The sequence below is a fragment of the Catenulispora yoronensis genome (genome assembly GCF_039531695.1).
In the GTDB taxonomy this organism is placed as follows: Bacteria; Actinomycetota; Actinomycetes; order Streptomycetales; family Catenulisporaceae; genus Catenulispora; species Catenulispora yoronensis.
Map to the genome: position 1 here is coordinate 245,340 of NZ_BAAAQN010000001.1, position 23,496 is coordinate 268,835.

At 71.0% G+C, this 23,496-nt stretch carries 20 protein-coding genes and 1 pseudogene; 4 read left to right on the top strand and 17 right to left on the bottom strand.

Annotated features, from left to right (window positions below):
- Positions 1 to 69 precede the first annotated feature (69 nt).
- Positions 70 to 1,608: an MFS transporter gene (locus ABD481_RS00780; protein WP_344663488.1), complete on the bottom strand. Its 1,539-nt coding sequence runs from the start codon at positions 1,606 to 1,608 to the stop codon at positions 70 to 72.
- Between the two features lie 116 nt (positions 1,609 to 1,724).
- Between ABD481_RS00780 and ABD481_RS00785 the strand changes: the two genes are divergently transcribed.
- Entirely contained in the window at positions 1,725 to 2,267 is a 543-nt protein-coding gene (locus tag ABD481_RS00785; RefSeq protein WP_344663489.1) for a TetR/AcrR family transcriptional regulator, read from the top strand.
- A 168-nt stretch (positions 2,268 to 2,435) separates the two neighbouring features.
- On the opposite strand, the gene ABD481_RS00790 is transcribed toward ABD481_RS00785, so the two are convergent.
- The 6 genes from ABD481_RS00790 to ABD481_RS00815 all read right to left on the bottom strand — a co-directional run bounded on the left by ABD481_RS00790 (position 2,436) and on the right by ABD481_RS00815 (position 11,110).
- A complete protein-coding gene (locus ABD481_RS00790) occupies positions 2,436 to 3,464 on the bottom strand; it encodes an LLM class flavin-dependent oxidoreductase (protein WP_344663490.1) in 1,029 nt (342 codons plus the stop codon).
- A gap of 556 nt (positions 3,465 to 4,020) precedes the next feature.
- Positions 4,021 to 7,185, bottom strand: a complete 3,165-nt coding sequence (locus tag ABD481_RS00795) for a helix-turn-helix transcriptional regulator (protein ID WP_344663491.1) — start codon at positions 7,183 to 7,185, stop codon at positions 4,021 to 4,023.
- Positions 7,186 to 7,640: 455 nt separating this feature from the next.
- On the bottom strand, positions 7,641 to 8,735 hold the full coding sequence (locus ABD481_RS00800) for a 3-oxoacyl-ACP synthase III family protein (RefSeq protein ID WP_344663492.1): 1,095 nt from the start codon (positions 8,733 to 8,735) through the stop codon (positions 7,641 to 7,643).
- 138 nt (positions 8,736 to 8,873) lie between these two features.
- Positions 8,874 to 9,098, bottom strand: coding sequence for a DUF6059 family protein (locus ABD481_RS00805; RefSeq protein ID WP_344663619.1), 225 nt, complete (start codon positions 9,096 to 9,098; stop codon positions 8,874 to 8,876).
- A gap of 183 nt (positions 9,099 to 9,281) precedes the next feature.
- On the bottom strand, positions 9,282 to 10,082 hold the full coding sequence (locus ABD481_RS00810) for a thioesterase II family protein (protein ID WP_344663493.1): 801 nt from the start codon (positions 10,080 to 10,082) through the stop codon (positions 9,282 to 9,284).
- Positions 10,083 to 10,435: 353 nt separating this feature from the next.
- Complete coding sequence (locus tag ABD481_RS00815; protein ID WP_486323360.1) at positions 10,436 to 11,110, bottom strand: indole-3-glycerol-phosphate synthase TrpC; 675 nt, start codon at positions 11,108 to 11,110, stop codon at positions 10,436 to 10,438.
- A 345-nt stretch (positions 11,111 to 11,455) separates the two neighbouring features.
- On the opposite strand from ABD481_RS00815, the pseudogene ABD481_RS00820 reads away from it, so the two are divergent.
- Positions 11,456 to 11,836 (top strand): annotated as a pseudogene (locus tag ABD481_RS00820) (gamma-glutamylcyclotransferase family protein); the annotation flags it as partial.
- Positions 11,837 to 12,544, top strand: a complete 708-nt coding sequence (locus ABD481_RS00825) for a M24 family metallopeptidase (protein WP_344663620.1) — start codon at positions 11,837 to 11,839, stop codon at positions 12,542 to 12,544.
- Between the two features lie 342 nt (positions 12,545 to 12,886).
- Here the strand turns inward: ABD481_RS00825 and ABD481_RS00830 are convergent, their stop codons facing one another.
- The 3 genes from ABD481_RS00830 to ABD481_RS00840 all read right to left on the bottom strand — a co-directional run bounded on the left by ABD481_RS00830 (position 12,887) and on the right by ABD481_RS00840 (position 15,551).
- Positions 12,887 to 14,662 (bottom strand): caspase, EACC1-associated type, encoded by a 1,776-nt coding sequence (locus ABD481_RS00830; RefSeq protein WP_344663495.1) that lies wholly within the window; start codon positions 14,660 to 14,662, stop codon positions 12,887 to 12,889.
- Positions 14,655 to 14,996 carry an effector-associated constant component EACC1 gene (locus ABD481_RS00835; protein WP_344663496.1) on the bottom strand — a complete coding sequence of 114 codons (342 nt, stop codon included), beginning with the start codon at positions 14,994 to 14,996 and terminating at the stop codon, positions 14,655 to 14,657. The genes ABD481_RS00830 and ABD481_RS00835 overlap by 8 nt, the downstream gene beginning before the upstream one ends.
- A gap of 126 nt (positions 14,997 to 15,122) precedes the next feature.
- Entirely contained in the window at positions 15,123 to 15,551 is a 429-nt protein-coding gene (locus ABD481_RS00840) for a hypothetical protein (protein WP_344663497.1), read from the bottom strand.
- Between the two features lie 223 nt (positions 15,552 to 15,774).
- On the opposite strand from ABD481_RS00840, the gene ABD481_RS00845 reads away from it, so the two are divergent.
- Positions 15,775 to 16,194 (top strand): sugar:proton symporter, encoded by a 420-nt coding sequence (locus tag ABD481_RS00845; protein WP_344663498.1) that lies wholly within the window; start codon positions 15,775 to 15,777, stop codon positions 16,192 to 16,194.
- Positions 16,195 to 16,490: 296 nt separating this feature from the next.
- On the opposite strand, the gene ABD481_RS00850 is transcribed toward ABD481_RS00845, so the two are convergent.
- From ABD481_RS00850 to ABD481_RS00880, 7 genes are read right to left on the bottom strand one after another with little or no spacing between them, the layout of a single operon-like run.
- The gene (locus ABD481_RS00850; protein WP_344663499.1) at positions 16,491 to 16,805 is read right to left on the bottom strand and encodes an STAS domain-containing protein; all 315 of its coding nucleotides are present in this window, start codon (positions 16,803 to 16,805) and stop codon (positions 16,491 to 16,493) included.
- A gap of 32 nt (positions 16,806 to 16,837) precedes the next feature.
- Complete coding sequence (locus ABD481_RS00855; RefSeq protein ID WP_344663500.1) at positions 16,838 to 18,592, bottom strand: SpoIIE family protein phosphatase; 1,755 nt, start codon at positions 18,590 to 18,592, stop codon at positions 16,838 to 16,840.
- A complete protein-coding gene (locus ABD481_RS00860; protein WP_344663501.1) occupies positions 18,589 to 20,463 on the bottom strand; it encodes an ATP-binding response regulator in 1,875 nt (624 codons plus the stop codon). Before ABD481_RS00860 ends, ABD481_RS00855 begins: the two co-directional genes overlap by 4 nt.
- Positions 20,460 to 21,740 (bottom strand): ATP-binding protein, encoded by a 1,281-nt coding sequence (locus ABD481_RS00865; protein ID WP_344663502.1) that lies wholly within the window; start codon positions 21,738 to 21,740, stop codon positions 20,460 to 20,462. Before ABD481_RS00865 ends, ABD481_RS00860 begins: the two co-directional genes overlap by 4 nt.
- On the bottom strand, positions 21,728 to 22,138 hold the full coding sequence (locus ABD481_RS00870; RefSeq protein WP_344663503.1) for an anti-sigma regulatory factor: 411 nt from the start codon (positions 22,136 to 22,138) through the stop codon (positions 21,728 to 21,730). Before ABD481_RS00870 ends, ABD481_RS00865 begins: the two co-directional genes overlap by 13 nt.
- Positions 22,135 to 22,527 (bottom strand): STAS domain-containing protein, encoded by a 393-nt coding sequence (locus tag ABD481_RS00875; protein WP_344663504.1) that lies wholly within the window; start codon positions 22,525 to 22,527, stop codon positions 22,135 to 22,137. Before ABD481_RS00875 ends, ABD481_RS00870 begins: the two co-directional genes overlap by 4 nt.
- The gene (locus ABD481_RS00880; protein WP_344663505.1) at positions 22,524 to 23,384 is read right to left on the bottom strand and encodes an STAS domain-containing protein; all 861 of its coding nucleotides are present in this window, start codon (positions 23,382 to 23,384) and stop codon (positions 22,524 to 22,526) included. Before ABD481_RS00880 ends, ABD481_RS00875 begins: the two co-directional genes overlap by 4 nt.
- Between the last annotated feature and the right edge of the window lie 112 nt (positions 23,385 to 23,496).

Consider the following 23,496-nt stretch of genomic DNA (forward strand, 5'->3'; position numbering starts at 1 on the left):
ATGACCTCACGCCTCGGCGGCTGCTCGGGAGGGGTCACGTCACGCCTCGGGCGCGCTGGAAGGGTCGCCTCACGCCTCGGCCACAGCCGCGGACTCGCCGGCGGCGCCCGCTCCGGAGGTCGGGCCCGGGATCGTCGCCGAGGCTGTGGCGGCGGAGCCGCGGAACACCACGACCGCCGCGACCGCGCACAGCGCCATCAGCACCGCGCTGATCGTGAAGCCGAGCCGGAAGCCGTCGGTCAGCGCCACCGGGGTCGGGCGCCCGGCCAGCAGCCGGTGCGAGGTCCGGCTCGCCACCACCGTCGAGATCACGGCCAGGCCGATGGCGCCGCCGACGGTGCGGGTCATGTTGAGCACGCCGGAGGCGATGCCGTGCTGTTCCGGCGGCACGCCCTCCACCGCCGCGATGGTCAGCGGAATGAACAGCAGGGACATCCCCACGCCCAGGACGATGCCCGGGACGATGATCGCCGAGCCCAGCCCGGCGGTCGGAGAGGCCTGTTCGGCGAACAGCACCAGGCTGCCGGCCGAGACGACCGAGCCGATCAGGATGATCGGCCGCAGCCCGATCTTGGGCAGCAGCACCGGTCCGAGCGGGGCGAACAGCACCAGCACGGCGGTGAAGGGCAGCTCGCCGAGCCCGGCCTTGAGCGCCGAGAAGTGCAGCACCTGCTGCTGGTAGAGCGAGATCAGGAACAGCATCGAGAACATCGCGCCGCCGAACAGGGTCTGCACCAGGTTCGCGCCGCTGACCGTGCGGTTGCGCAGCAGGGAGAAGGGGAACAGCGGCTCGGTGGCGAATCGGGACTCGTGCACGCCGAACCAGCCCAGCAGCACCGCCGACCCGGCCAGCAGGCCGAGCGTGCGCGCCGACCCCCAGGAGTGGCTGTCGGTCTGGACCACCGCGTAGGCCAGCAGGCTCAGGCCGGCGGTGGCGGTCACGGCGCCCACCACGTCGAAGTTGCGATTGCCGCGCTCGGGCCGGTCGGCGTTGAAGTAGCGCACCGTCAGCGCGAGCATCACCAGGCCGAGCGGGAGGTTGATGTAGAAGATCCAGCGCCAGCCCCACTCGTTGACGATGACGCCGCCGAGGATGACGCCCAGGGCCGTGCTGATCCCGGCGGTCGCGCCCCAGATGCCCACGGCCTTGTTGCGGTGCTTGCCCTCGGGGAAGACCGAGGCGATGATCGCCAGCGTCATCGGGGAGACGAACGCCGCCGCGATGCCCTGCACGGCCCGGGTGGCGACCAGGGTGCCGCCGTCCTGGGCCAGCCCGGAGGCCAGCGAGGCGCCCATGAAGACGACCAGGCCGATCTGGAACACCCGCCAGGCCCCGACCAGGTCCCCGGTCCGGCCGCCGAGCAGCAGGAAGCCGCCGAACAGCACGGTGTAGGCGTTGACCACCCACTGCAGGTCGTCCTGGGAGAAGCCGAGGTCGGTCTTGATCGTGGGCAGCGCCAGGTTCACCACGCTGATGTCGATCAGCTCCAGCAGCAGCGCCAGGCAGACGACGATCAGGACCACGACGTGGGTGCCGCCCCAGCGGAAGCCGTCGTCGTCCGGGGCCGGCGCCGCGGGCGGCGTCCCCCCGGTCTTGTCCAGCGCCATGACATCCGTCCTTCCCTGCCCGGGAGTCTCACGACTCTCACTTACTGAACGATCGTTAAGTAGAGTAGCTGACCGAACGGTTGTCAAGTAAGCTGTCTGAGTCGAGAGGAACCACCGTGGCCGAACGGGCAGCGTCCCCCCTGCGTGCGCAGATCCTTGACGTGGCCCGGGAGCTGATCCTCAGCAAGGGCTACGCCGGGACGTCGATCGCCGACATCGCCGCGGGCGTGAACACCAGCAAGGCAGCCCTCTACTACCACTTCTCGTCCAAGTCGGAGATCCTCAGCAGCCTGCTCGGCGAGCACGTGGCGGACTTCCGCCGGCTGGTCGACGCCGCCAACGCCGGCCGGCTGGCCCCCCGGGACCTGCTCGCCGGCTACATCGACCGGCTCGCGGGCTCCGGGGCGGAGTTCACCGAGATGTGCAACGACCCCTCGGTCCAGCAGGAGCTCTCCCGCCACGACGTCGCCGACATGGAGGCGAGCCTGGTCACGGCCCTGGCCGGGCCGGACGCCGACGTGACCGCCCGGGTCCGCGCCCGCGCCGCCGTCGGCGCCGTGCAGAGCCTGGCCGGCATCCTCGCCGACGAGGGCGGCACGCTGTCCGACAAGGCCCGGACCGAGCTGCTCGCCGCGGCGCTGCGGGCGCTGGAGGGGTAGCGGAGCAGCACGGACGCAGCACGACGCAGCACGACGCAGCACGACGCCGCCGGACGCGACCCAACCGCAGCAGGACGCGGCACGGCGGCACGACACCGTAGGACTCCGGCCTGTCTTGCCTCCGCCAGGGCAAGACAGGTCGGCGGCTTTTCCTTTCCGGGGCCGGACCTACAGGGCCAGTCCCAGCGGCAGGTCGGCGTCGCCGAACAGCTCGCGCACCCGGGTCAGCGAGGCGACCGTCTCCGGGCCGTCGGGGACGATGGTCGTGGCCATGATCTCGTCGGCGCCCGTCGCCTCCAGGATGTCCGCCAGCCGGGTGCGGACCGTCTCCGGGCCGCCGACGGCCTGGCTGGCCAGCACCTGCTCCCGGGCCTTGAGCTCCTCGGGCGACCAGGGGTAGGCGGCGGCCTGGTCGAACGTGGGCAGCCGCTCCGGCGGCGCGGTCTGCATCTTCAGGTAGGTCAGCGCGACCGGGCCGGCCAGATAGGCGGCGTGCTCGTCGTCCTTGCCGCAGATCACCTGAAGCGCCACGAAGGCGTAGGGCCGGTCGAGCACCGCGGAGGGCTGGAACCCGTTCCGGTAGGCCTCCAGCGCGGCCAGCGTGTTGTCCGGACGGAAGTGGTGGCCGAAGCCGAACGGCAGGCCGAGCCGCGCGGCGAGGGTCGCGCTGTAGGTGCTGGAGCCCAGCAGCCACAACGCCGGCTTGCCGACAAAACCGGGCGCGGCGATCAGACCCTTGTACGGCACGCCGGTGGTCTCGGTGCCGAGATACCCGAGCAGATCGGCGATCTGCTGCGGGAAGTCGTCGCCCTGCGGCGAACCGAGCGCCGTGGCGATCCTGATGTCGGAGTTCGCCCGCCCGATCCCGAAGTCCACCCGCCCGGGATGCAGCGCGGCCAGGGTGCTCAACTGCTCGGCCGCCACCAGCGCGGAATGGTTCGGCAGCAGGATCCCGCCGGTCCCGATCCGGATCCGGCTCGTCGCCTGCCCCAGCGCCGCCGCCACCACGGCCGGCGACGACGCCGCGATACTCGGCGCGTTGTGGTGCTCCGCCGACCAGAACCGGGTGAACCCGAGCCCCTCCGCATGCTGGGCGAGCGTCCGGGTGGCCCCCAGCACCTCCGCGGGAGTGGAGTCCACGCCGATCGGCGCGGTGTCGAGAACGGACAAGGGAACGCGGGCAGGGGTTTGCGTCATGCGTGGTTCTCCTAGGGCTTCGAGCCTGGCCCCGTGCGCGGCGGCGGGAGCGGGCCGGCTGCTGAGTGAAAGGCATACGCGGTCCCAGGTGAATAAGAACCCGGAGACGCATGCGGCACGGCCAGTATCGCCAGCGCCCGACGGCGGCACATCAGAGAAACTACGTACCACGGGTGGCGAGGTCGGCGAACGGGCGGTAACGCGCAGCTCGGGAACGGGTCGGAGCGCGCGCGAAATGTGCGCCCGAAACGCGCGCGTCGGCCCTGACCAGGTTCGGAGATTCCTTGCCAGCTACTCACCGGCAGTCGGCAGTCGGCAGTCGGCAGTCGGCAGTCGGCAGTCGGCAGTCGGCAGCCAAGCGTCGGCGATGACCGGCTGGCAGGCGACGGTCGGCGGGCAGCAGTTCGGTGATTGGTGTTCGGTGATTGGTGTTCGGTGATTGGTGTTCGGTGGGTGGTGTTCGGTGGGTGGTGTTCGGTGGGTGGTGTTCGGTGGATGGTGGATGGTCAGTGGTGGCGGGCAACCGGCAGCAGCGATGCGAATCTCCGAGCCGCCGCTACCCCACAGCCCCCAGCGTCCCGTTCTCATAGCGCGCGGGACGGGCCGGAGCGAGCCGCTTCGTGCCCGCTCTGGAACCGTTCCCGGACCGCTCCCCCGGGCCGGCTCCCGGGCCCCGGCCGACCACCGGTCCGAGCGAGGCCGGAAGCAGCAGCTCCATCTCGGTGATCAGTTTCGTCAGGGCGGCCCGCGAGCTCAGGTCGAGTTTGCGGTAGATCCGTGTCAGGTGCACGTCCACTGTTCGCGGGCTCAGGTGCAGGTCCTCGGCGATCTCCCGGGTCCGCCTCCCGGTGCTCACCGCGACGGCGATCTCCCGTTCCCGGTTGGTCAGCGCGGACAGTGCGCGGCGGGTGTCGCCGTGGTCGCGGCCGGGCGGGCGGTTCTCGGCGAGGCGGCCGCGCAGGCGGCGGGCGTCGCTGCTGAGGCGGGCCGCGCCGCAGTCGCGGCCGAGTTCCTCGGCCAGGCCGTAGGCGGCGTCGGCCTGGCCGAGGTCGCCCGCGTCGGCCAGGCAGGACGCGGCCAGGATCAGGGTTCTGGCGCGGACTCGGACCATCTGCACGGAGCCGAACAGGTCCGCGGCGCGGAGGTACAGCGCTGCCGCGGCGGCGTGCTCGCCCCGGTGGCGGGCGACGTGGGCCTGCGCCGTCAGCGCGTAGGCCTGCTGGTGCGGCATCGGCATGGTTCCGGCGGACTCCTGGGCGCGGGCGGCCCAGTCGTCGGCGGTCGGGTGTCCGGCCGCGGCGGCGGCGTAGGTCAGCAGCTCGAAGCACATCGGGCGCAGCGCCGGCGGCAGGTTCTCCAGCGTGGGGCCGCCGCCGCTGGTCAGGACCAACGACACGCACCGCGACACGTCGCCGTCCAGCACCGTGGCGCTGGCCAGGGCCAGGGTCGAGCTGGTCTTCCCGCACAGCCGGGAGGGATAGAGCGAGAAGGACTCCTCGGCCAGGCGCAGGGCCCGGGCGCTGTCGCCGTCGTCGGTCCACAGCGTGGACATCGACTCCAGGGCCAGGGCCACGGTCCGCACGTCGTCGCCGTGGCCGCCGCCGGCCTCCAGGCTGTGCCAGTCCTTGATCTCCACGGTGTCCAGCGGCCCGACGTGCAGGTCCACGTACAGCAGGCCGTTGAGGAACATCGGGATGACCACGATGTTGCCCGAGCTCGCCGCGATCGCGACGGCCCGGCGGAAATGTCGCTCGGCGTCGCGGAAGCGGGCGGTGTACATCTCGGCCCAGGCCAGCGCGACCAGGTAGAGCAGCTTGTCGGCCAGCGCGGCGTCCGCGATGCCGTCGATCCTGACCGCGCAGGCCGGGATGCTCTCGTCGGCGGCGGCGTAGCGGCGGTGCAGCACGTCGTCGAGGGCGCGCAGGGCGAGCGCCCCGGAGGCGGTGGCCCGGTCCACCCCGGCCTCGGAGGCCGCGGCGGTCACCGCGCGCATCAGCTCGGGGTCGAGTCCGACCTCCCCGCTCATGGTCAGCAGTCCGTGCTCGATCCGGAGCCGGGCCGCGTCCTGCGGCGCGTACCGGTCGGCGCACTCCAGCTCGGCGGCCAGCACCGCGCGCGCCTCCGGCCGGTGGCCTATCAGGTACTCGATGATCGCGCACAGCGAGGCCGCGGCGGCGCGGATCCGGCCGGGTTCCGGCTCCAGCCGCAGGATCTCGTGCAGCAGTTCGCGGCTTTCCTCCAGCTGTCCGGATCCGCCGAGCGTGCGCGCCAACAGCAGCAGCACCTCGGCCCGGCAGCCCTGGTGCACGCCGCCCTGGGCGAGCCAGCGCAGGGCGACGCGGCACCAGTGCACGGCCTGGTCCGGAGCCGTGCGCACGACGTCGGCGGCGGCGCGGATCAGGATCCCGAGTTCCTCCGGACCGGTCAGGTCGCCGCTCAGTTCCAGGTGGGCCGCCTGCTCGGCGGCGGGCGCGTCCCGGTCGGCCAGGAACTGCGCGGCGCGCCGGTGGACGAGTTCCGGGAAGCACGACGGGATCCCCGGTTGCAGCGCGCGGCCCAGCAGGGGGTGGCGCAGGGCGAACCGGGCCGGGCCGGCCGGCCGCAGCAGGTCGCGGCGCACCAGGTCGCCGGCGCCGTCGCAGACCGCGTCGTAGTCCAGGCCGGCGGCCGCGGCGAGGAAGTCGATGTCGGAATCGCCGCCGAGCACCACCGCGGTGTTCAGCACGGTCCGCTCGACGGGCCCGAGCAGCGCGGTCTCTCCCAGGGTCCGGGCGGTGAACTGGTGGAACACATCGTCGTCGGGCCGGGCGGGCGCCGGCTCCGGGCCGGCGCCGGACCGGTCCAGGCCGGCCAGCACCACCAGCCAGTGCGGGTTGCCCCGGGCGGCCTCGTGCAGCCCGCCGAGGACTTCGTCGTCCTCGGGCAGCTCCAGGACCAGCGCGGACTCGGCCCGGGTCAGCGGGCGCAGCTCGATCCGCTCGACGGTGCCCAGCTCGGCGCAGTGCGCCAGGGTGCTGCGCAGGCGGGCCCCGCTCTGGGCCGGCCGGTGGGACACGACCAGCAGCAGCGGCGCGGCCGGCGGCCAGCGCAGCAGGTGGTCGATGAACTCGACCGAGGCCTCGTCGGCCCAGTGGAAGTCGTCGAGGATCAGCACGAGCGGTTCCCGGGCGAACCGGCCGACGGCGGCGCGGAACGCGTCCAGGTGCTCGTCGTCGACCGGGTGGGGCGGGCACTCGCGGTCGAGGTTCGGAGCCGGGTCCAGGGTGGCGGGGGCGACGGGAACGATGGGAACGGCGGGAACCCCCGCCCCGATCACCGCCTCGGCGGCCATCGCCCGGGTGAGCATGTGCACCAGCGTGTCCCGGTCCGGTTCGCTGCACCGCCCGCTGAGCATGCGGACTCCGGCCCGCGCGGCGGCCGACGCCAGTTCGTTGAGCAGGCGCGTCTTGCCGCTGCCCGGCTCACCGGCGATCTCGACGATGCGGGCGCTCCCGCCGCGGACTGCGGTCAGGGCGGCGAGCAGGCGACGGCGCTCCTCGTGACGGGCTTCGGATCGGCCGTCAGGCCGGGCTTCGGATCGGGTTCCGGAACGACCGTCGGGCCGGGCTTCGGAACGGCCGTCGGATCGGACTTCGGGGCGGACGTCGGGGCGGATTCCGGAGCGGACCTGGACGCCGGGCGCGGCGAACCTGGCCGAGGAGTCGAGAACGGTGTCGGACACGGCTGACATCCTTCCGTCGTGCGCCGATGTGATGGGGTTCGCACCGTCGGCCGGACCCGGGCCGCCGCAGCGGCGCCGGGGGCGGGTCGGCGGGCCGGCGCAGCCTCGTCGCACGGAACCGAGGCATCCCAGCAGTCGGAGAGAGAGCGCCACCGGGGGGCAGGCGGTGGTCGCCCGAACGGTCCTCGTCGCCTTCGTCGAGGCGGGAACCACAAAAGCAAAACCCTGAACTTCCTCGTGCCGGCTACCCGAGCCGCGGGGAGCGCGGACAGGTCTCGTCGAAATGGTCACCCCGCCGGGTGATCCAGAACGGCATGAGGCATGGCAGCAGTTTTCTGCCATATGAGGACAACACGAGGCGATATTCGCACGGTCCTGAGATGCCTGTCAATGAAGGATCATGATGTGGCGCCGGGCGGTTCCACCGGGCTCCCGGCCACGTCAAGATGCCTTGGTCACCGAAATGAATCATGGTCCTGCGACCCGCTCCGGGGGTCGGCGCCGGGTCCGGGCCGCCCGCCGGGCTTCTCCACCGCGAACCCGGACTCGATCCACTTGCTGGACTCGATCGCCACCGCGACGGCCCGCTGCCCGGCGCCGAGCAACGGGAGCAGGCGCTCCAGTTGGAAGAACGGCAGGGCGTTGCCGGTGTTCCCGGTCTCCCGCACGCAGCTGACCTCCTTGGCCCCGGGCAGCCCGAGCCGCTGGACGATCTTCGCCGTCATCCGGCCGGACAGCTGCGGCGGCAGGAGGTAGTCGACCTCGGAGCCGGCCCAGCCCAGCTCGTCCAGGATCCGCCGCAGCACCTCGGCGGACATCACCGGCACCCGCTCCTCGATCGCCTTGTAGTCCTCGGCCGCGCCCGGTCCGTCCTCGTCCCTGCGGGCCGGCCCCCACCACTGCACGGTGTGGCCGGGAGCCCGGCCCAGGCCGGTCAGCCGCAGGTCCAGGTGGCGGATCAGCACACTGTCCGGGCCCGGCGACGCGGACAGCACCGCGGCGCCGGCCGCGTCGCCGAACATCGCGATGTTGACCAGGTCCTCGGCCCGGACCCGGCCCCGGTCCCGGTCGACGTCGAGCAGCTTGGCGCAGACGTCGCCGCCGATCACCAGCGCGTTGCGGTGCCGGCCGGACAGCAGCATCTGCCGGGCCACTTCCAGCGCCTGGAACGCCCCGGTGCACCCGGACTGGAGCTGGAAGGTGGGCACCCCGTCGATCCCGAGCCGGTCGGCGACGACGTTCACGGTGGCCGGCATGAGCTGGTCGGGCGTGGAGGTGGCCAGGACGACCAGTTCGACGTCGGCGGCGGCGAGCCCGGCCGCGTCCAGCGCGCGCCGGGCCGCGGTCGCGCCGAGGTCGGCCAGCCAGTACCGGACCTCGTTGGTCTCCAGGTCGACCGCGAAGTGCCGGGTCTGGGTGCCGATGAAGACGTCGACCCATTGCTGCCAGAGCTCGTCCGCGCCGAACAGCCCGGCCAGCCTGGCGTTGTCCACCGCTGGTCCGGGAAGGGCGCCGCCGGCCGCCAAAAGGTGGATCTCGGGTGCGTCCATGGTGGTTCCCTCCGTGCGCTGCCGGCTCGTGCGCCGGCGTGGGGCGACTGGCCTCTCATCATTCTCAGCCGACCTAAAGCAGCCCTTATGCGAACCTTTCGCACAGCAGGGTCCGATATACGAAGAAAGTATCGACCCTCAGTCGTAACGATTGCCGCCGTCGACGCGGAGATCCTCCAGCTGTGCCCACAGCTCGCACTCGTGCCCGCTCAGGGGAATCCCCGGCACGAGCCGCTCGGGATGGCCGGGTGCCGGACCGCACAAGCGACGGCCGGTCAAGGCGTCCCGACCGGTCACCGGCTCCTCCGGGATGACCAGCCAGACGCCCAGCGAGCTCGTCCAGCCCCAGCCGACCCAGAACATCGACACGGCATGCCCGAACAGGAAAACCAGGTCTCTGATTCCTCTGCCGTCCGGGTCGCGGACCGGCTCTCTCCGGGCCGCCCCGCCCGCCGCGCGGCTCCCTCTCCCGTTGTCGGCCTTGCGGTCTCTTCTGCACCTGATCGGACTCACGGTTCCGTCCCCATCACCTGTCCGAACGCGTCCTCACGCATACGCCTTCACCACGCGCCGAACAGCGTCGGTGACCCGCTCCTGATGCTCCGACAGATAGAAGTGACCGCCGGGAAACACCTCGGACTCGAAGCCGCCGGCGGTGAACTCCGACCACGCGAGCGCGTCGTCCACCGGCGTGACCGGATCGGCGTCGCCGACCATCGCCACGATCGGACACGCGACCGTCCCCACCACCTCCGGTGAGCCCCCGGCCGCGGCATAGTCCGCCAACGCCCTATAGTCGGCGCGGAGCGCGGGAAGGATCATTTTGACCAGGTCCTCGTCACCGAGCAGGCCGCCGTCCGTACCGCCCAGCCGTGCCAGTTCGGTCAGCACCCCGTCGTTGTCGCGCAGGTGCACATTCTCACTGACCTGCCGGGACGGGGCCCGGCGCCCGGACACGATCAGCGCCGCCGGCTTCGGCACCGACGCCGACCCCGACGCCGCACCCTGCTCCAACCGACGGACCACTTCGAACCCGACCACCGCGCCCAAACTGTGCCCGAACAAGATCAGCGGACCACCGACGCCGCCCTCATCGGCGAGCGCCGCGACCACTCCGTCGGCCAGTCCCGCGATGGTCGTGATCGGATCCTGCGCGCGCCGATCCTGACGGCCGGGGTACTGCACCGCGAACGTCCCGACCGACGGCGCCAACCGCCGGGACAACGGGAAGAAGTAGCTCGCCGAACCACCCGCGTGGGGCAGGCACACCAGCCTGGGCGCGCCCGGCTCGCTGTCATGGAAGCACCGCAGCCACGCCCCGGCGACCCCCGAACGCCCACCGAGCATGATCCGACCTCCTGACCGACGTGCCAGGCGCCGATCCGCAACCTGTTCCAGCACAGGTTCTCAAGCAGGTCATGCCCGCACATCAGAGAAAACACGTACTCTGCTTCGGTTCAGAACGAGGAGCAGACGGTTCGCGACCTACTGCGGACCCTGCCGGTTCTCGACACCGAACCAGAGTCCTTCGACCCGGCCCAGGCGCCGCGGTCAGCCACGCGATGTCGCTGGCGACCGCCGATGACGCGGGGCGGCCGTCGACGACACGGGGCGGCCGTCGACGCGGGTGTGGAGTCCTGGCAGGCCGACCGGAACCGGTCGGCGCGCCTAGGACAGGGTCAGGGGCTGCCGCACAGCCGTCAGGCGGCTCGGCGGCCCCGTGCGGACAAAGCCGGGTGCGCGCCGATCGCGACCAGGTCGGCGACGACCGACACCGAGTCGGCGCCGGCCAGCAGTGAGGCACCGACCACCACGGCGTCGGCACCGTTGCGGGCATGGGAGATCAGGCCGGAGCGGCCGCCCGGGCCGCACTCGGCCAGTTTCACCACGCCGTCGGGGACCATCAGCAGCAACTCGTCCACGCTCGCGCCGGCCGACACCACGTCTGCCGACACCACATCAGCGGACGCTGCATCAACAGACACCGCGTCGGCGGTCGACCGCAGCAGGACGCCCCGAGCCCGGGCCCGCAGTGCGCGCACCAGATCGGCGGCGCTGCCCACCTCGACGATCGCGTCCATCCCGATCGACTCGGCGCGCTCCAGCAACGAGTACAGCGCCGAGTCCGACAGCGTCGCGGCGGGCAGCACGACCATGTCCGCGCCGCAGGCTCGGGCGCGCCAGATCTCGTAGCTCGTGCCGGCCGGCTCAAGGGACACCATCGGAGCCTGAACCTGGGCACTGATTCGTGCCGTGGAATCGGGCTCCGCGGTGGACGAGTCGGCACGGACGGCGATCGCGGCCGCTCCCGCGTTGACATACCGGTTGCCGAGATCGGACGCGGCGGGGTGAGCAGGACCGAGCTCAGCGATCACGGCTATGTGCCCGCCGCGAAGCCGGTCAAGTCCGCCCCGCGCAGCGGGACGTGACAACGCGAGCTTCTTGATCTTCTCCAGCGCGGAGAAAACGTCCGCACCTGCGGGTTGGTGCGGAACCGTGGGCTGCAACGTTCATCCCCCTGAGGATTGTCCTGTGGGTCGGCGGGACCGCGGGTCCCACCGGAATCTGCCCGGCCGGCTCTAACGCTAACCGCCCCCGCACACTGATACGCAAATCGGTGGGCATCAGGCTCGCATCTACGATGCCTGGCTGCTGTTGCGCCTCGCATCTGCATCTCACCGCGGGCTTCCAGGTTGATTCTGCGGGCAGCGCAACCGATCATGAGTAAGCACCTCGCCGTAAGTAGGCCGCATCGTTCGCTGCCGCGCACCCTGGGAGTCCCGTTGCCCGAGCACCTGCTGTTCTCCTACGGAACCCTGCAAGCACCGCAGGTGCAGAAAGCGCGGTTCGGGCGCGAACTCGCCGGCCACCGTGACGCGCTACCGGGTTTCCGCCTGGAAACCGTGACTATTACCGACGCTTCGGTGATCGCCGACAGCGGCAGCGACCAGCATCCGATGGCCGTACCGTCGGGCGCCTCAGAGGACGTCATCGAGGGCGTCGTGTTCACCTTCACCCCTGACGATCTCGCCGCGGCCGACGCCTACGAGGTCGATTACCTGCGTATCCAAGTCGCCCTGCGCTCCGGGGCGAAGGCCTGGGTGTACGTCGACACCGCGACCGCCGAGGACTTCCGCGTCCGACGGCTGCTCGACGCGCAGGCCAACGCGATCGCCCTGTTCGACGAGGTCGTCGAACGGAAGCTGATCGTCGCCGGGGAGTCCGAGCGGGCGATCAGCGACCGGATCCGGGACCTGGCCGACGAGATGTTCGGCACCACCCGGCACTGGCACAAGCGGATCATCCGCTCCGGCCCGAACACGCTGCTCCCCTACAACGACAACCCGCCGGACCGGGTCCTTCAGGACGACGACATCGCCTTCGCCGACTTCGGCCCGATCTTCGCCGACTTCGAGGCCGACCTCGGCCGCACCCACGTGCTCGGCGACGATCCGGTCAAGCACCGGCTCGCCGCCGACCTGCCGACCGTCTTCGACGCCGGCCGCCGATTCTTCGCCGAGCACCCGGACATCACCGGCGCCCAGCTGCACGCCGAGATCCAGCGGCTCGCCCGCGCGGCCGGCTGGGAACTGGGCGGCACCGGCTTCGCCGGGCACCTGATCGGCGAGTTCCCCCACGAGATCATGGACGCCGAACGGATCCAGTCCTACATCGCGCCCGGCAACACGACGCCGATGCGCGGCAAGGACCGCGCCGGCCGGATCTGCCACTGGATCCTGGAGATCCATCTGGTGGAGCCGGAGGGCAGGTTCGGCGGCTTCTACGAGCAGCTCCTGGACCTCGGCTGACCGCGGACCGAGAACCGAGACTCGCAGACCGAGGCCCGAGGGCCAAAGCAAGCCCGCCGACCAAAGCCCGAGGACCGAAGCCGGAGGGCCAAAGCAAGCCCGCAGACCGAAGCCGGAGGACCGCAGTCCGCGGACCGAAGCCTGAGGACCGAGGCTCGCAGACCGAAGTCTGAGGACCACAGTCCGCGGACCGAAGTCTGAGGACCAAGGCAAGCCCGCAGACCGAAGCCTGAGGGCCAAGGCAAGCCTGCGGACCAAAGCCCGCAGACCGAAGTCTGAGGGCCACAAAGAGCCCGCGGACCAAAGCCCGAAGCCCGCAGACCAAAGCCTGAGTACCGAAGCTCAGCTCGGCGCGATGGAGGATCCGTGGATTCCCCATCGTCGAAGCTGCCCGTCGGACTGCACTCCGGCCAGCACCGAGCCGTCGGGGCTGATCGCGATCGCGCCCACCAGGCCGCCGACGCCGATGCTGTCTATTCGAAGCCCGGCGTTCGCCAGGTCCCACAGCCAGATCACATAGTTCGTGTCGACGCTGGCCAAGTACCGGCCGTCGGGGGTGAACGCCACGTCGTAGACGCTGCCGTCGTGCCCGAGGGGCTCGTTGGCGATGCCCGTCTCCCGGGTCCACAGCCGTACGGTCTTGTCCCAGCTTCCGCTGGCCACCGTCCGCCCGTCAGGGCTGAACGCCACACTGGTCACACTGGCTTGATGGCCGGTCAGGGTATGCCGAAGGGTCCCGGTGGCCGTGTCCCACAGGCGGACACTCTCGTCAGCACCCACACTCGCCAGGGTCTGGTCGTCGGGGCTGAATTCGACGGCCCGGACGTCACCGCGGGCGTGCTTCAGTCTGCGCACCTCTCCGGTTTTCAGATTCCACAACCGCGCGGCGGCGTCACGGCTGCCGCTGGCGAGCAGGACCTCCCCGTCGGGGTCGTGGGTGAAGGCCACGCTGTACACGACGCCCGTATGGTCGAACAAGATCTTGGTGATCTCGCCGTTGCGCCAGTCCCACAGGCGGATCTCACTGCCGGCGGCGACCGCCAGCGTCCGTCCGTCGGGGCTGAACGCCACGCTTCGCGTCCGCCCGAAGTGGCGTTTCAATCTCCTGACGACCTTGCCCGTCTTGACGTTCCAGACCCGGACCCAGAAATCGGCGGCGGCGGTGGCCAGGTAGCTCCCGTCCGGGCTGAACGCCACCCCGTAGCAGTGGGTCAGCCAGGCCATGGCGTTGATCGTGCGCTTGGACTGGTCCGGGCCCAGCGTCCGGACCGCCGAGGGCCCCCGGACGGTCCACGGGCCGCCGCCGGGGCCCGGCCTCGGTGGCGCTTCGCTCGACGACTTTTCCTCGTGCTCGCTCCGGTCACCAGGAACGTACGCGGCGTTGCGGGCGAACAGCCACGAGCCGCCGGAGTCGCGGTTCATATAGGTCGGAGCTGTTCTTCCATCCGCCTTGAGGCGATCGACGAGACGCTCCACGATGGTGTCCAGTCGCAGAGCCGCCGACTGGCCGGCTATTCCCTGCTCGACGATCTCGGCCAGGTACTTCGTGAAGTAGGTGTGCGGAACCCCGGCCGTCTGCTCGGTCTCGGACCAGGCCGAGTGCGACTTGTCGCTGGCGGCCACGGTGAAGACGCCGGCGCCGGTGGCGCGAACCACGACGCCGAGCCCGCCGTCGTTGTAAACGGAGAGTCCGGCGAAGCAGCAATCAAGGATCACGATCTTGACCGCGGCGTCGCTCTGCTGCAAGGACCGCCGCACCGAGTCGAAGGTCAGACTCGTCGTCGCACGACGGCCGAAGACGGACTGGGAATCCGTCAGGCCGAGGCAGAGCTGTTCATCGGGGTCCTCGGCCTGGCCGTGCCCGACGTAATAGAACAGGGCGACGTCCCGCGCTTCCTGAAGGCGGCGGCCCAGCCGTTCCGGAAGGTCGGAAGGGGTGCGTTCGTTGAAGAACACGTGCACCCGGCTCTCAGGCCATCCGCAGAGGGGGCTCGTCAGCAAACGGCGCATACGTTCCAGGCTGTGCGCCGCCGCCGGCAGGGGAACCAGAGTGGAGTACTCGGAAGTCCCGATCAGCACGGCGGTCGACCTGGAGAAGTCGAATGCCCTGTCAGCCATTGATGAGCCGTTCCAGGACGGCCATCGCATCCTGAACGTTCGTGACGTCGACAGTGATGGTTCGCTCATCGGGAAGGGCCACGGTGATGGTCACATCGCTGCGCCGGGCCCGAAGAAACTCCGGCAGCACCTTGATGGCGGCGATCAGACCGCCGGAGCCGGCGACCACTGTCAGAACGTCCATGGCGCCCTGCTCGCCCTCGGCAGTTCGCGCCGCGCCGCGTTCGACCTCTATCCCCGGAACACTCTCCAGATGGCGAGTCAGTGGGCTGAGCTGAACCTGATCGGAGACCGACAGGATGAGTCGCGACCGTGCGGAGGTGCCGTCGTCCATCGAAGCCCCCTCGATCCCGCATGAGCTGCGAAAGGGCAACCGCGGGCCGACGCAATGTAGTTTCCCGATAGTCTTCCAGACGCCGGCCCCGCCGTACACCAGCGCGGACGCGGACCGACGGCCGTATCAGGATCGACTGCGCGCGGCCCGCTCGGCCTCGCCGAGCTGTTCCTGGTCCTCGACCGCCTCCAGGGCCCGCGCGCTCACGGCCGACGCCCATGACGCACGTTCGTTGGCTGCGAAGCGTTCGAGGGTGCTGCGCCGGTCGCGGATGCGTTGCAGGTCTTGCTGGGACACCGCGAGCCTCTGGTAGGTCTCGCCTGTGTTCTCGCCGCCGGGCGTGCCGCCGGACGCGCGGTAGACGTCATAAGCGGTGTCCCGCATATGCGTGAAGATCTTCTGCTCGCCGGCGATCTCTTGTTCAGCCTGCGTCAGCTGCCGCATCCAGGCGGCACCCAGTACTTCCTCCGCCGCGCGGACGGCTTCCCGATCCGCGACCTGCGCCGTCAGGCGCGCGTACGCGGCCTTTCTTGCCCTGTCCTGCCACCAGCCCATGGCCCCTCCTGGATTCTGTCCGTATGCCGATCGCGGCTACCCCTCGGATCGCGAGTCAAACGACGGTTGGCCGTGCTCCGCGGAGCCGATTCCGGAATCGATGAGACCGTTTCGATATGTGCTGGTGGGTCAACCGGTCAGGGCGGTGCCAGCCCGGAGGAGGATCCTTCGCGGCCTTGTGGGCGCCGCGCGGAGGTGACACCCCATGGTGATCCATTCATCGATGACGCGCACCAGATCGACCGGAGTGACGTCCAGACTCCTGCTCACCGCGCTCGGCGCGGCGGGGCTGATCGGCGGAGCGTTCATGGACTGGACGCGGAACGTGCAGGGCACCCACATCTCCTGGCGCGCCCTTTATGACAGCGCGTTCGGCAGCACGACCGACCTCGTCCAGTCCGTCGGCGGCGTGTCCATCCTCGTCGGGCTGGTCGCCGTCCTGGGCCTGGCCGACGCCAGCGGGTGGCTGACGCGCCTGGCCGGAGCGGTCGGGGTCGTCGGCTTGGTGTTGTTCGTCATCGAGGTGCAGCGGTCGAGCGACCACGGCCTGCAGATCGGTATGTGGCTCGCGCTCGCCGGCTCGGTCCTGTGCATCGCCGCCGGCCTGGGCGGATCCCGCGACACCGTCGTCGTGGACGAGTAGGACCGACCGCCGCGTTCGGAGAACAACGCGGTTCTTATTGCGTACAGCGAGGTTTACTCAGTGCTTTCACGGCAAGAAGGCGCCGGTCCAAGCGAAGAACGAAGAACGAACAACTACCGAGGAGATCCGCATGTATATCAGCGTCGGCGCGATTGTTCTGGTGCTCATCATCGTCATCGTTCTGATGTTGATGCGACGGTAGGTGTAAAGGACGTGGAGCCGGCGACGGTCCTGCCGTCGCCGTCCTTACGTCCTTACTTCGGCACCGACTACGAACTACTGCGAACTACTACGAACTACTGGGAATCCGTCGAGAAGGCCTCAGCGAAGCCGGCCAGGTCCAGGACCCGCTGAACGGCCGGCGAGCACTCCCCGAGACGGAAAGTGGCGCCGACCTCGTTCGCCTTCTGCGAAGCCTTGACCAGGATCCGCAGTCCCATGGAGTCGAGGAACTCCACCCGGGAGCAGTCGAGGACCACAACGCGCCCGGTGTCGAGGTGCGTGTCCAGCGTCTCCCAGAAGACGTCGACCACGGCGAGGTCGACATCTCCGCTCACCGCGACCACGGTCTGTGAGTCGTCAACGCTGGCCTGGCACGAGAATCCGGTCATGGAAGCTCTCCGTTGGTTGTCGATGGCATCGTTCAAGGCGTGCTGTTCGAGGGCATTCCATGCTGGAAATGACGACCAGGCTGGACGGGGCCGCCGGACGTCAAGGTCGCGGCGTCTACCGCAGGTTGACCCGGCGCCGCCGTTTCAAACGGGGACACGCCCTGACTTCCGAAATCCCCTACGCGGGCGCCGAGGATCACGACGTCGTCGTCATGGTCTCGACCGAAGACCTCCAGCAGGTGGTCGCAGAGCGCCCCGGGACTCGCGGGCCCGGCGACCGCCGCCGCCCGCAGCTGCTGGAGGCTGTCGGCCAGGTCGACCCCGCGGACCTCGATGAGTCCGTCCGTCACCATCAGAATGCGGGTTTCCGCCGCGATGTCGACGTAGTGGGATCCCCAGCGGATCGGCACGCCGGTGCCCAGAAGCGGCCCGTGCTCGGTCACGAACCGCGAACCGCCGCCGGGGTCGAGCAGCAGCGGCGGCAGGTGGCCCGCGTTGGCGACCTCCAGCCGCCCCGTCCCCGGTTCCAGCCGCAGCAAGCACAGCGTCGCCGTCCAGCCCGGCCGCTCGCGGCACATCACGTTGTCGAGATGCTCCAAGAGGGCCTTGAGGCCGTGGCCCTCGATCGCGTAGACACGCAGTGCGTGCCGAAGTTCGCCCATGACGATCGCGGCCTGGAGCGAGTGCCCAGCCACGTCTCCCACAGCGAGGATCAGCCCGTCGGGTGTGTCGACCGCCTCATAGAAGTCGCCACCGATCTCGCTCCCGGTGGCCGCCGGGAGGTAGCGGACCGCCATATCGACGCCGGGCAGATCGGGGAGATCGGGAAGGAACGCCCGCTGGAGCGTCAGAACCAGTTCGTGCTCCTCGCTGAAGCTCCGCAAAGCCTCCAGCGCCAGAGCGCAGGCCTGTGCGAACTGCGTCAGCAACCGGGCGTCCTCGGCGGCACGCAGCGAATCCGCACCCACGGCGATGCAGAACGCCGGGCGGGTGCGCTGGGTCCTGGCCGTGAACAAGGCGAGTTTGCCGGCCCGCAGCCGCTCCAGGGCCGGGGCCGATCGCGTCTCCGCCGAGACCTCGCAGGTCCCCATGCCGACCTTGTCGGGCAGGCCCCGCGTCAGGCGGTCGAGCAGGCCGAGCGTCACCGTGTCCGAGGTCGTCGGACCGTCCGGCGAGGCGGTGTCCGCGTAGACGGACTCGCTGTCGGCCGAATGAGCGATCACCACAGCGGTGCCCTGGACCAGGGCCGCAGCCCCGGCGGCGGCCGCCATCCGGAAGGACAGACCGTCCTGGGCCGCGTACACATCAAGCGTCGCCTGGTTCAGCGTCGCCAGGTGGGACGCCAGGCGCTCGGCGCGCGAGCGCGCCCGGGCATAACGCATGACGGCGGCCACCGTGGAGACCAGCTCGCTGGGAGCGATCGGCTCGGTCAGGTAGGCGTCGGCGCCGCGGTCCAGGCCCTGGGTGCGGTCGGCGGTGGCGACGGCCGTCGCCGAGATGTGGATCACCGGCAGGCCGGCGGTCCGGGGATCGGCCTTGATCCTCTCGCAGACCTCGAAGCCGCTCATGTCGGGCAGCCGCACGTCCACCACCGCCAGCTCCGGCAGGTCGGCCTGGTCGGTCCGGTCGGCCGCGAGCAGCGCCAGCGCCTCGGTTCCGTCGGCCGCCTCGATCACGGTGTGGCCGGCCCGCGTGAGCCACGTGCCGATCAGATAGCGGCTCGCGGGATTGTCGTCGACGACCAGGACCAGGGCGGGTGCTTCGTCGGCCGAGGCCGGGCGGGTCATGCCCGCTCTCCGCCGGGGCCGGTGCCCGTCTCGGGGGCCGCGCCGGACTCGGGGAACAGCGCGGCCGCCACTGCCCGGGCCGTCAGCCGGGACTTCGACAGCACGCCGGTCGCGTGCAGAAGCCGCTCGGTGTCGACGAGCGCGGGATCGGCCGAGGTGACCAGGACGACCGGCACGGCCCGCAGCGCGGGATCGCTGTCGAGCGCGGCCAGGACCGCGTATCCGTCCATCTCCGGCATGTGCAGATCGACCAGGACGGCTCCCGGCCGCTCCCGGGCCACCGTCTCGACCGCCAGCCGGGGATCGCAGACCTCGACGACCCGGTCGGCCAGCACGGCCAGCTCCTGGCGGCACAGGTCGTGGAAGCCGGGATCGTCGTCGATCGTGACCAGGACGTCGAGCCGGCGCGGCGCCGACTGCGCCGACTGCGCCGTCGGGGCCGTCGGCAGCCGGAGGGTGACGCAGGTCCCCTCGCCCGGAGTGCTCTCCAGCGTCAGCGATCCGCCGAGCAGCTCGGCCAGGCGGCGCGCGTAGGGCAGGCCCAGACCGGTGCCGGTGTGGCCGCGCTGGTGCGGACCAGGCACCTGGTAGAACTCCTCGAACACCGCCGCCTGCTGGTCCTCCGGCACGCCCACTCCGGTGTCGCGGACCTCGAAGACCAGGCGGTCCTCCGCCGGATCCCGGCCAACGCCCAGCCGCACCTCGCCGTGCTGCGTGAACTTCAGCCCGTTGGACAGCAGGTTCCGCAGAATCCTGATCAGCATGGCCTCGTCGGTCACCAGGCCCGGGAGATCCTCGTCGTCCGGGATCCGCAGGGCGACGCCGTCGCCGGGCGCCGTGGCCGCCAGGACGCCGCGCAGCTGGGCGAACACGGCCCGCAGGTCGACGGGAGCGAGGTTGGGCTGCATGCGGCCGGCCTCGGCCTTGGCCACGTCCAGGAGTTCGTCGACCAGGGCCAGCAGCGTGCTGCCCGCGCTGGCGACCAGCGCCACCTGGCGCTGCTGCGCGGCGGTGAGCGGCTCGGAGTCCGGATCCAGGAGCAGGCGGCTGAGCCCGATGACGGAGTTCAGCGGCGTGCGCAGCTCGTGGCTGACGTTCGACCACAGCCGCGTCTTGGACTCGCTCGCTTCCCGGAGCAGGCGGCCTTTCTCCTCCAGCTCCGCGTAGAGCGCGACCACGCCCCTGTTGGTCTGTTCGAGCTCCTCCGACAGCTCGGTGTAGACCGCGAGGACTCCGGTGTTGGTCTCCATCAGTTCGACGTTGAGCCGCTCCAGTTCCTCGCTGCGGGCCTTGGAGTCTTCGAGGGCTGCTATCAGGTCCTGGGTCTGGGCTCCGCGCTCGTCCTCCCGGCTGGCCGCCGCCGCCGTCACGGCCGACCGGATCCGCTCGGCCAGCGGACCGGCCGTCGGCTGGGGGGCGACCGGCCCCGACCCCGATGCGTCCCGGGGCAGCACGTGTTCGATGACCACACTCCCTTGCCCCTCGACCTCGCCCACGATGTGCTCCACGCGCGCGATCAACCGGGCCGCCGCGCTGAGCGCCGCCGGGCTCGGAACCCGGCCGTCGGTCCACAGGAGCCTGACCCGCAGGATCGGGACGGCCAGCTTCACGAGGCTGAAATCCACGGACAGGGGCGCTCTGCGCAGCAGGTCCCGACCGAGCTCGCTGAGCGCGGTGGCGAGCCGGACCTGGTCGAGGTTCTCCAGACCCGCCCCGTCGGCGGCGGCCCGGCCGTAGCGGCGCAGCGCGAAGATGTCCTGTTCGGAGGCGACGGTGACCGTCAGGATGCTCTCGGACGCCTCACCGCCCGGGCTCCCCGGACCCGCCGGGTTCCCCGGGTTCGCCGGGTTCGCCGGGTTCGCCGCGCTCACCACAGCCCCTTGGCCACGACGATGCCCGCGTCGTCCCGGCGCGTGCCGACCTCGCGGAGCAGCTGGCCCGCGATGACGATGGGCGCGTGGTGCAGCAGCCCGGGCAGGGCCTGGACGCTCCAGCGGTCCGACAGCCCGTCGGAGTGCATGGCCAGGGCCCCGTGCGGCGGCAGCTGGTACTCGAAGGTGCGCAGCCGATGCATCTGGAGGCCGACGATCCCGGGCTGGCTGAGCAGCCCCCATCGGCCTTCGGTGTCCACGAGCGCTCCCACGATGTTGCCGACCCCGCAGTACAGCAGCCGACCCGCCGAGGGTTCGATCCGCGCCACGGCCACCGCCGCGCCGCGGGTTCCTCGCAGAGCTTGGTGGATCTCCTGGAGGATGTCCTCCGGATGCCGTCCCACGCCGTTGCGGAACGCCCGGACCGCGGTGTCCGCCGCGACGGCGGCGAGGGGACCGTGCCCGAGACCGTCGCACAGCATGATCAGCACCGCCGGGTCGTCGCCGACGCGCTGCGACCGGCCCGCCGTCGCGGCCCATTGCGGCGACCTTCTCCGAAGCCCGGCCGGGGTGCCGGGGCCGGAGGCAGTGAGACCCGGGGCAGCCAAGCCCCCGGCACCCGGTATCGCGGCACCCGAACCCGAGCTGCCTGAACCCGAGCTGCCCGAACCCGACGCAGCCGAAGCCGCGCCGACGCCGACGGCACTCGACTGCCGGGCCGCGACCGCGCCGACCGGCGCACCGGAGTCGAGCCGCGTCGCCCACGAGTCGCCACAGACCTCCTCGCCGGTGATCGGCCTGGTGACCCCGGCCACGGTCGGTTCGCTGAGAACGACGGCGGGACCGACGCCGTTGTGCGTCCGCGGCCAGAACCGGGCCCAGAGCACCGTCCCCCGGGTCGGCAGCGTGTGGATGTCGAAGGCGTCGGCGAGCCGGATCACCGCGCCCAGCCCGATCCCCAGGCTGCCGGCCGAGGAGACCCCGTCGCGCAGGGACTCCGCGACGTCCTGCATCCCGGGACCGTGGTCGATGGCCAGGAACTCGATGCCGGCGTGCTCCTCGGTCCGGATCACCCGCAGCAGGATCGCGCCGTCCACCGCGTGCTTGCCGAGGTTGGTGGCCACCTCGGACGCGGCGAGCGCGACCTCGGAGGACCGCTGCTCGTCCAGCCCGATGCGGCGGCCGAGCGCGGCCGCCGCGCCCCGGGCCGAGGCCGGCTCGTCACGGAACCAGGCGACGTCCTCCGATTCCAGGAGCGGAGGGGTCATCGCGCCCACTTCGTGATCGTGACCGTCGTGCCCTCGCCCGGGGCGGTGACGATGTCGAAGTGGTCGACCAGCCGGCGCGAGCCGCTCAACCCCAGGCCCAGGCCGTCGCCGGAGGTCCAGCCGTCGGTCAGGGCCTGCTGCAGGTCCGGGATCCCGGGCCCGGAGTCCTCGAACCGGACCCGCAGGCCCCGGCGGGCGCCCTCCTGCGTGAAGTCCGCCGCCATGGTCCCGCCGCCCCCGTGGATCAGGGTGTTGCGAGCCAGCTCGCTCACCGCGGTCACCAGCTTGGTCTGGTCGACCAGCGACAGCCGGCACTCCTGGGCGAGGTTGCGGACCAGTTGGCGGGCCCGGACCACGTCGTCGTTCGAGGTGATCGTCTGGGTCCGGGACGCCGTGTCGGAGCTCACCCTCGCTCCTGCTCCGCACCCGCGTCCCGGCCGGCCCGCAGGCGCTCCAGGGCCCGCAGGCCCATCTCCAGGTTCAGGGCGGTGCGCACGCCGCCGAGCGACAGCCCGAGTTCGACGAGGGTGATGGCGACCGCCGGGCGCATGCCGACCACGACGGTCTCGGCGTCGAGCATCCGCGCGACCGTGGCGATGGTCGCGATCATCCGGCCCACGAAGGAGTCGACGATCTCCACGGCCGTGATGTCGATCACCACGCCGTGCGCCCCGGACTCGACGATGCGGTTGCCGAGCTCGTCCTGCAGCGCCATGACGGCCTCGTCGTCGAGGTCCGTCTGGATCGAGGCGAGCAGCACGTCGCCGATCCGCAGGATCGGTATCCGATCGCTCATCGGGTCCGGCCGCCCTGGCCGCCCTGGCCGCCGAGGTCGGTGCCGGCCTGCTTGAGGGCGTGCCGCAGCGCGTCGGCCAGGGTCGCCTTCGTCACGATGTCGCCGAAGTCGATGCCCAGCGCGACGATCGTCTGCGCGATCTGCGGCCGGATGCCCGACACGGTGCACTCCGCGCCCATCAGGCGCGCCGCGACGACCGTCTTGAGCAGGTGCTGCGCGACCTGCGTGTCGACCGCCGGGACCCCGGTGATGTCGATGATGGCCTGCTCGGAGCCGGTGTCGATGAGGGCCTGGAGCATCTTCTCCATCACCACCTGGGTCCGGGCCGAGTCCAGGGTGCCGACCAGCGGCACCGCGATCACCCCGTCCCACAGCTTGACCACCGGGGTGGCCAGCTCCATGAGCTGCTCGGCCTGGCTGCTGATCACCTCCTCGCGCACCCTGGTGTAGCTCTCGAAGGTGAACAGGCCGAGGTCGTCCAGCGTCCTGGAGAGCTGCAGGTAGGCCCGCAGATCCTCGGCGTCCAGGTCGGCGAGCAGCAACGATTCGAGGGCGGACTTGAGCGCGAAGACGCTCAGCGCCGTCTCCGTCGGGCTGAAGCCCTGCCGGGCCCGGGCCCGGGACAGCTCGGCCAGCAGCGCCCGCACCTCGGCGAATTCCTCGCCGCTCGTGGTCGAACCGCCCTGGGCGAGCGCCGTCACGAACGCGCCGTACAGCTCCCGCAGCTCACGGTCCAGCTCCGCCCGGCTCACCCGGCCCTGCAACGAAGTGGCCACGTTCGTCGTCCAAGCGGCGATCACCTCGTCGTTCTTGGCCGAGAGCAGCTCCAGAAGCCGCTTCGATATGTTGTCTGCCACCGTTGTCTCCTAAGGTGCTGGTTCGTTTATGAAGTTGCGAACGAGGTATCGGGGTATGACCGTGCCGGATCCGACAGCGAAGCCGGGGTGGCGGTGGTATTTGCATTCCGTG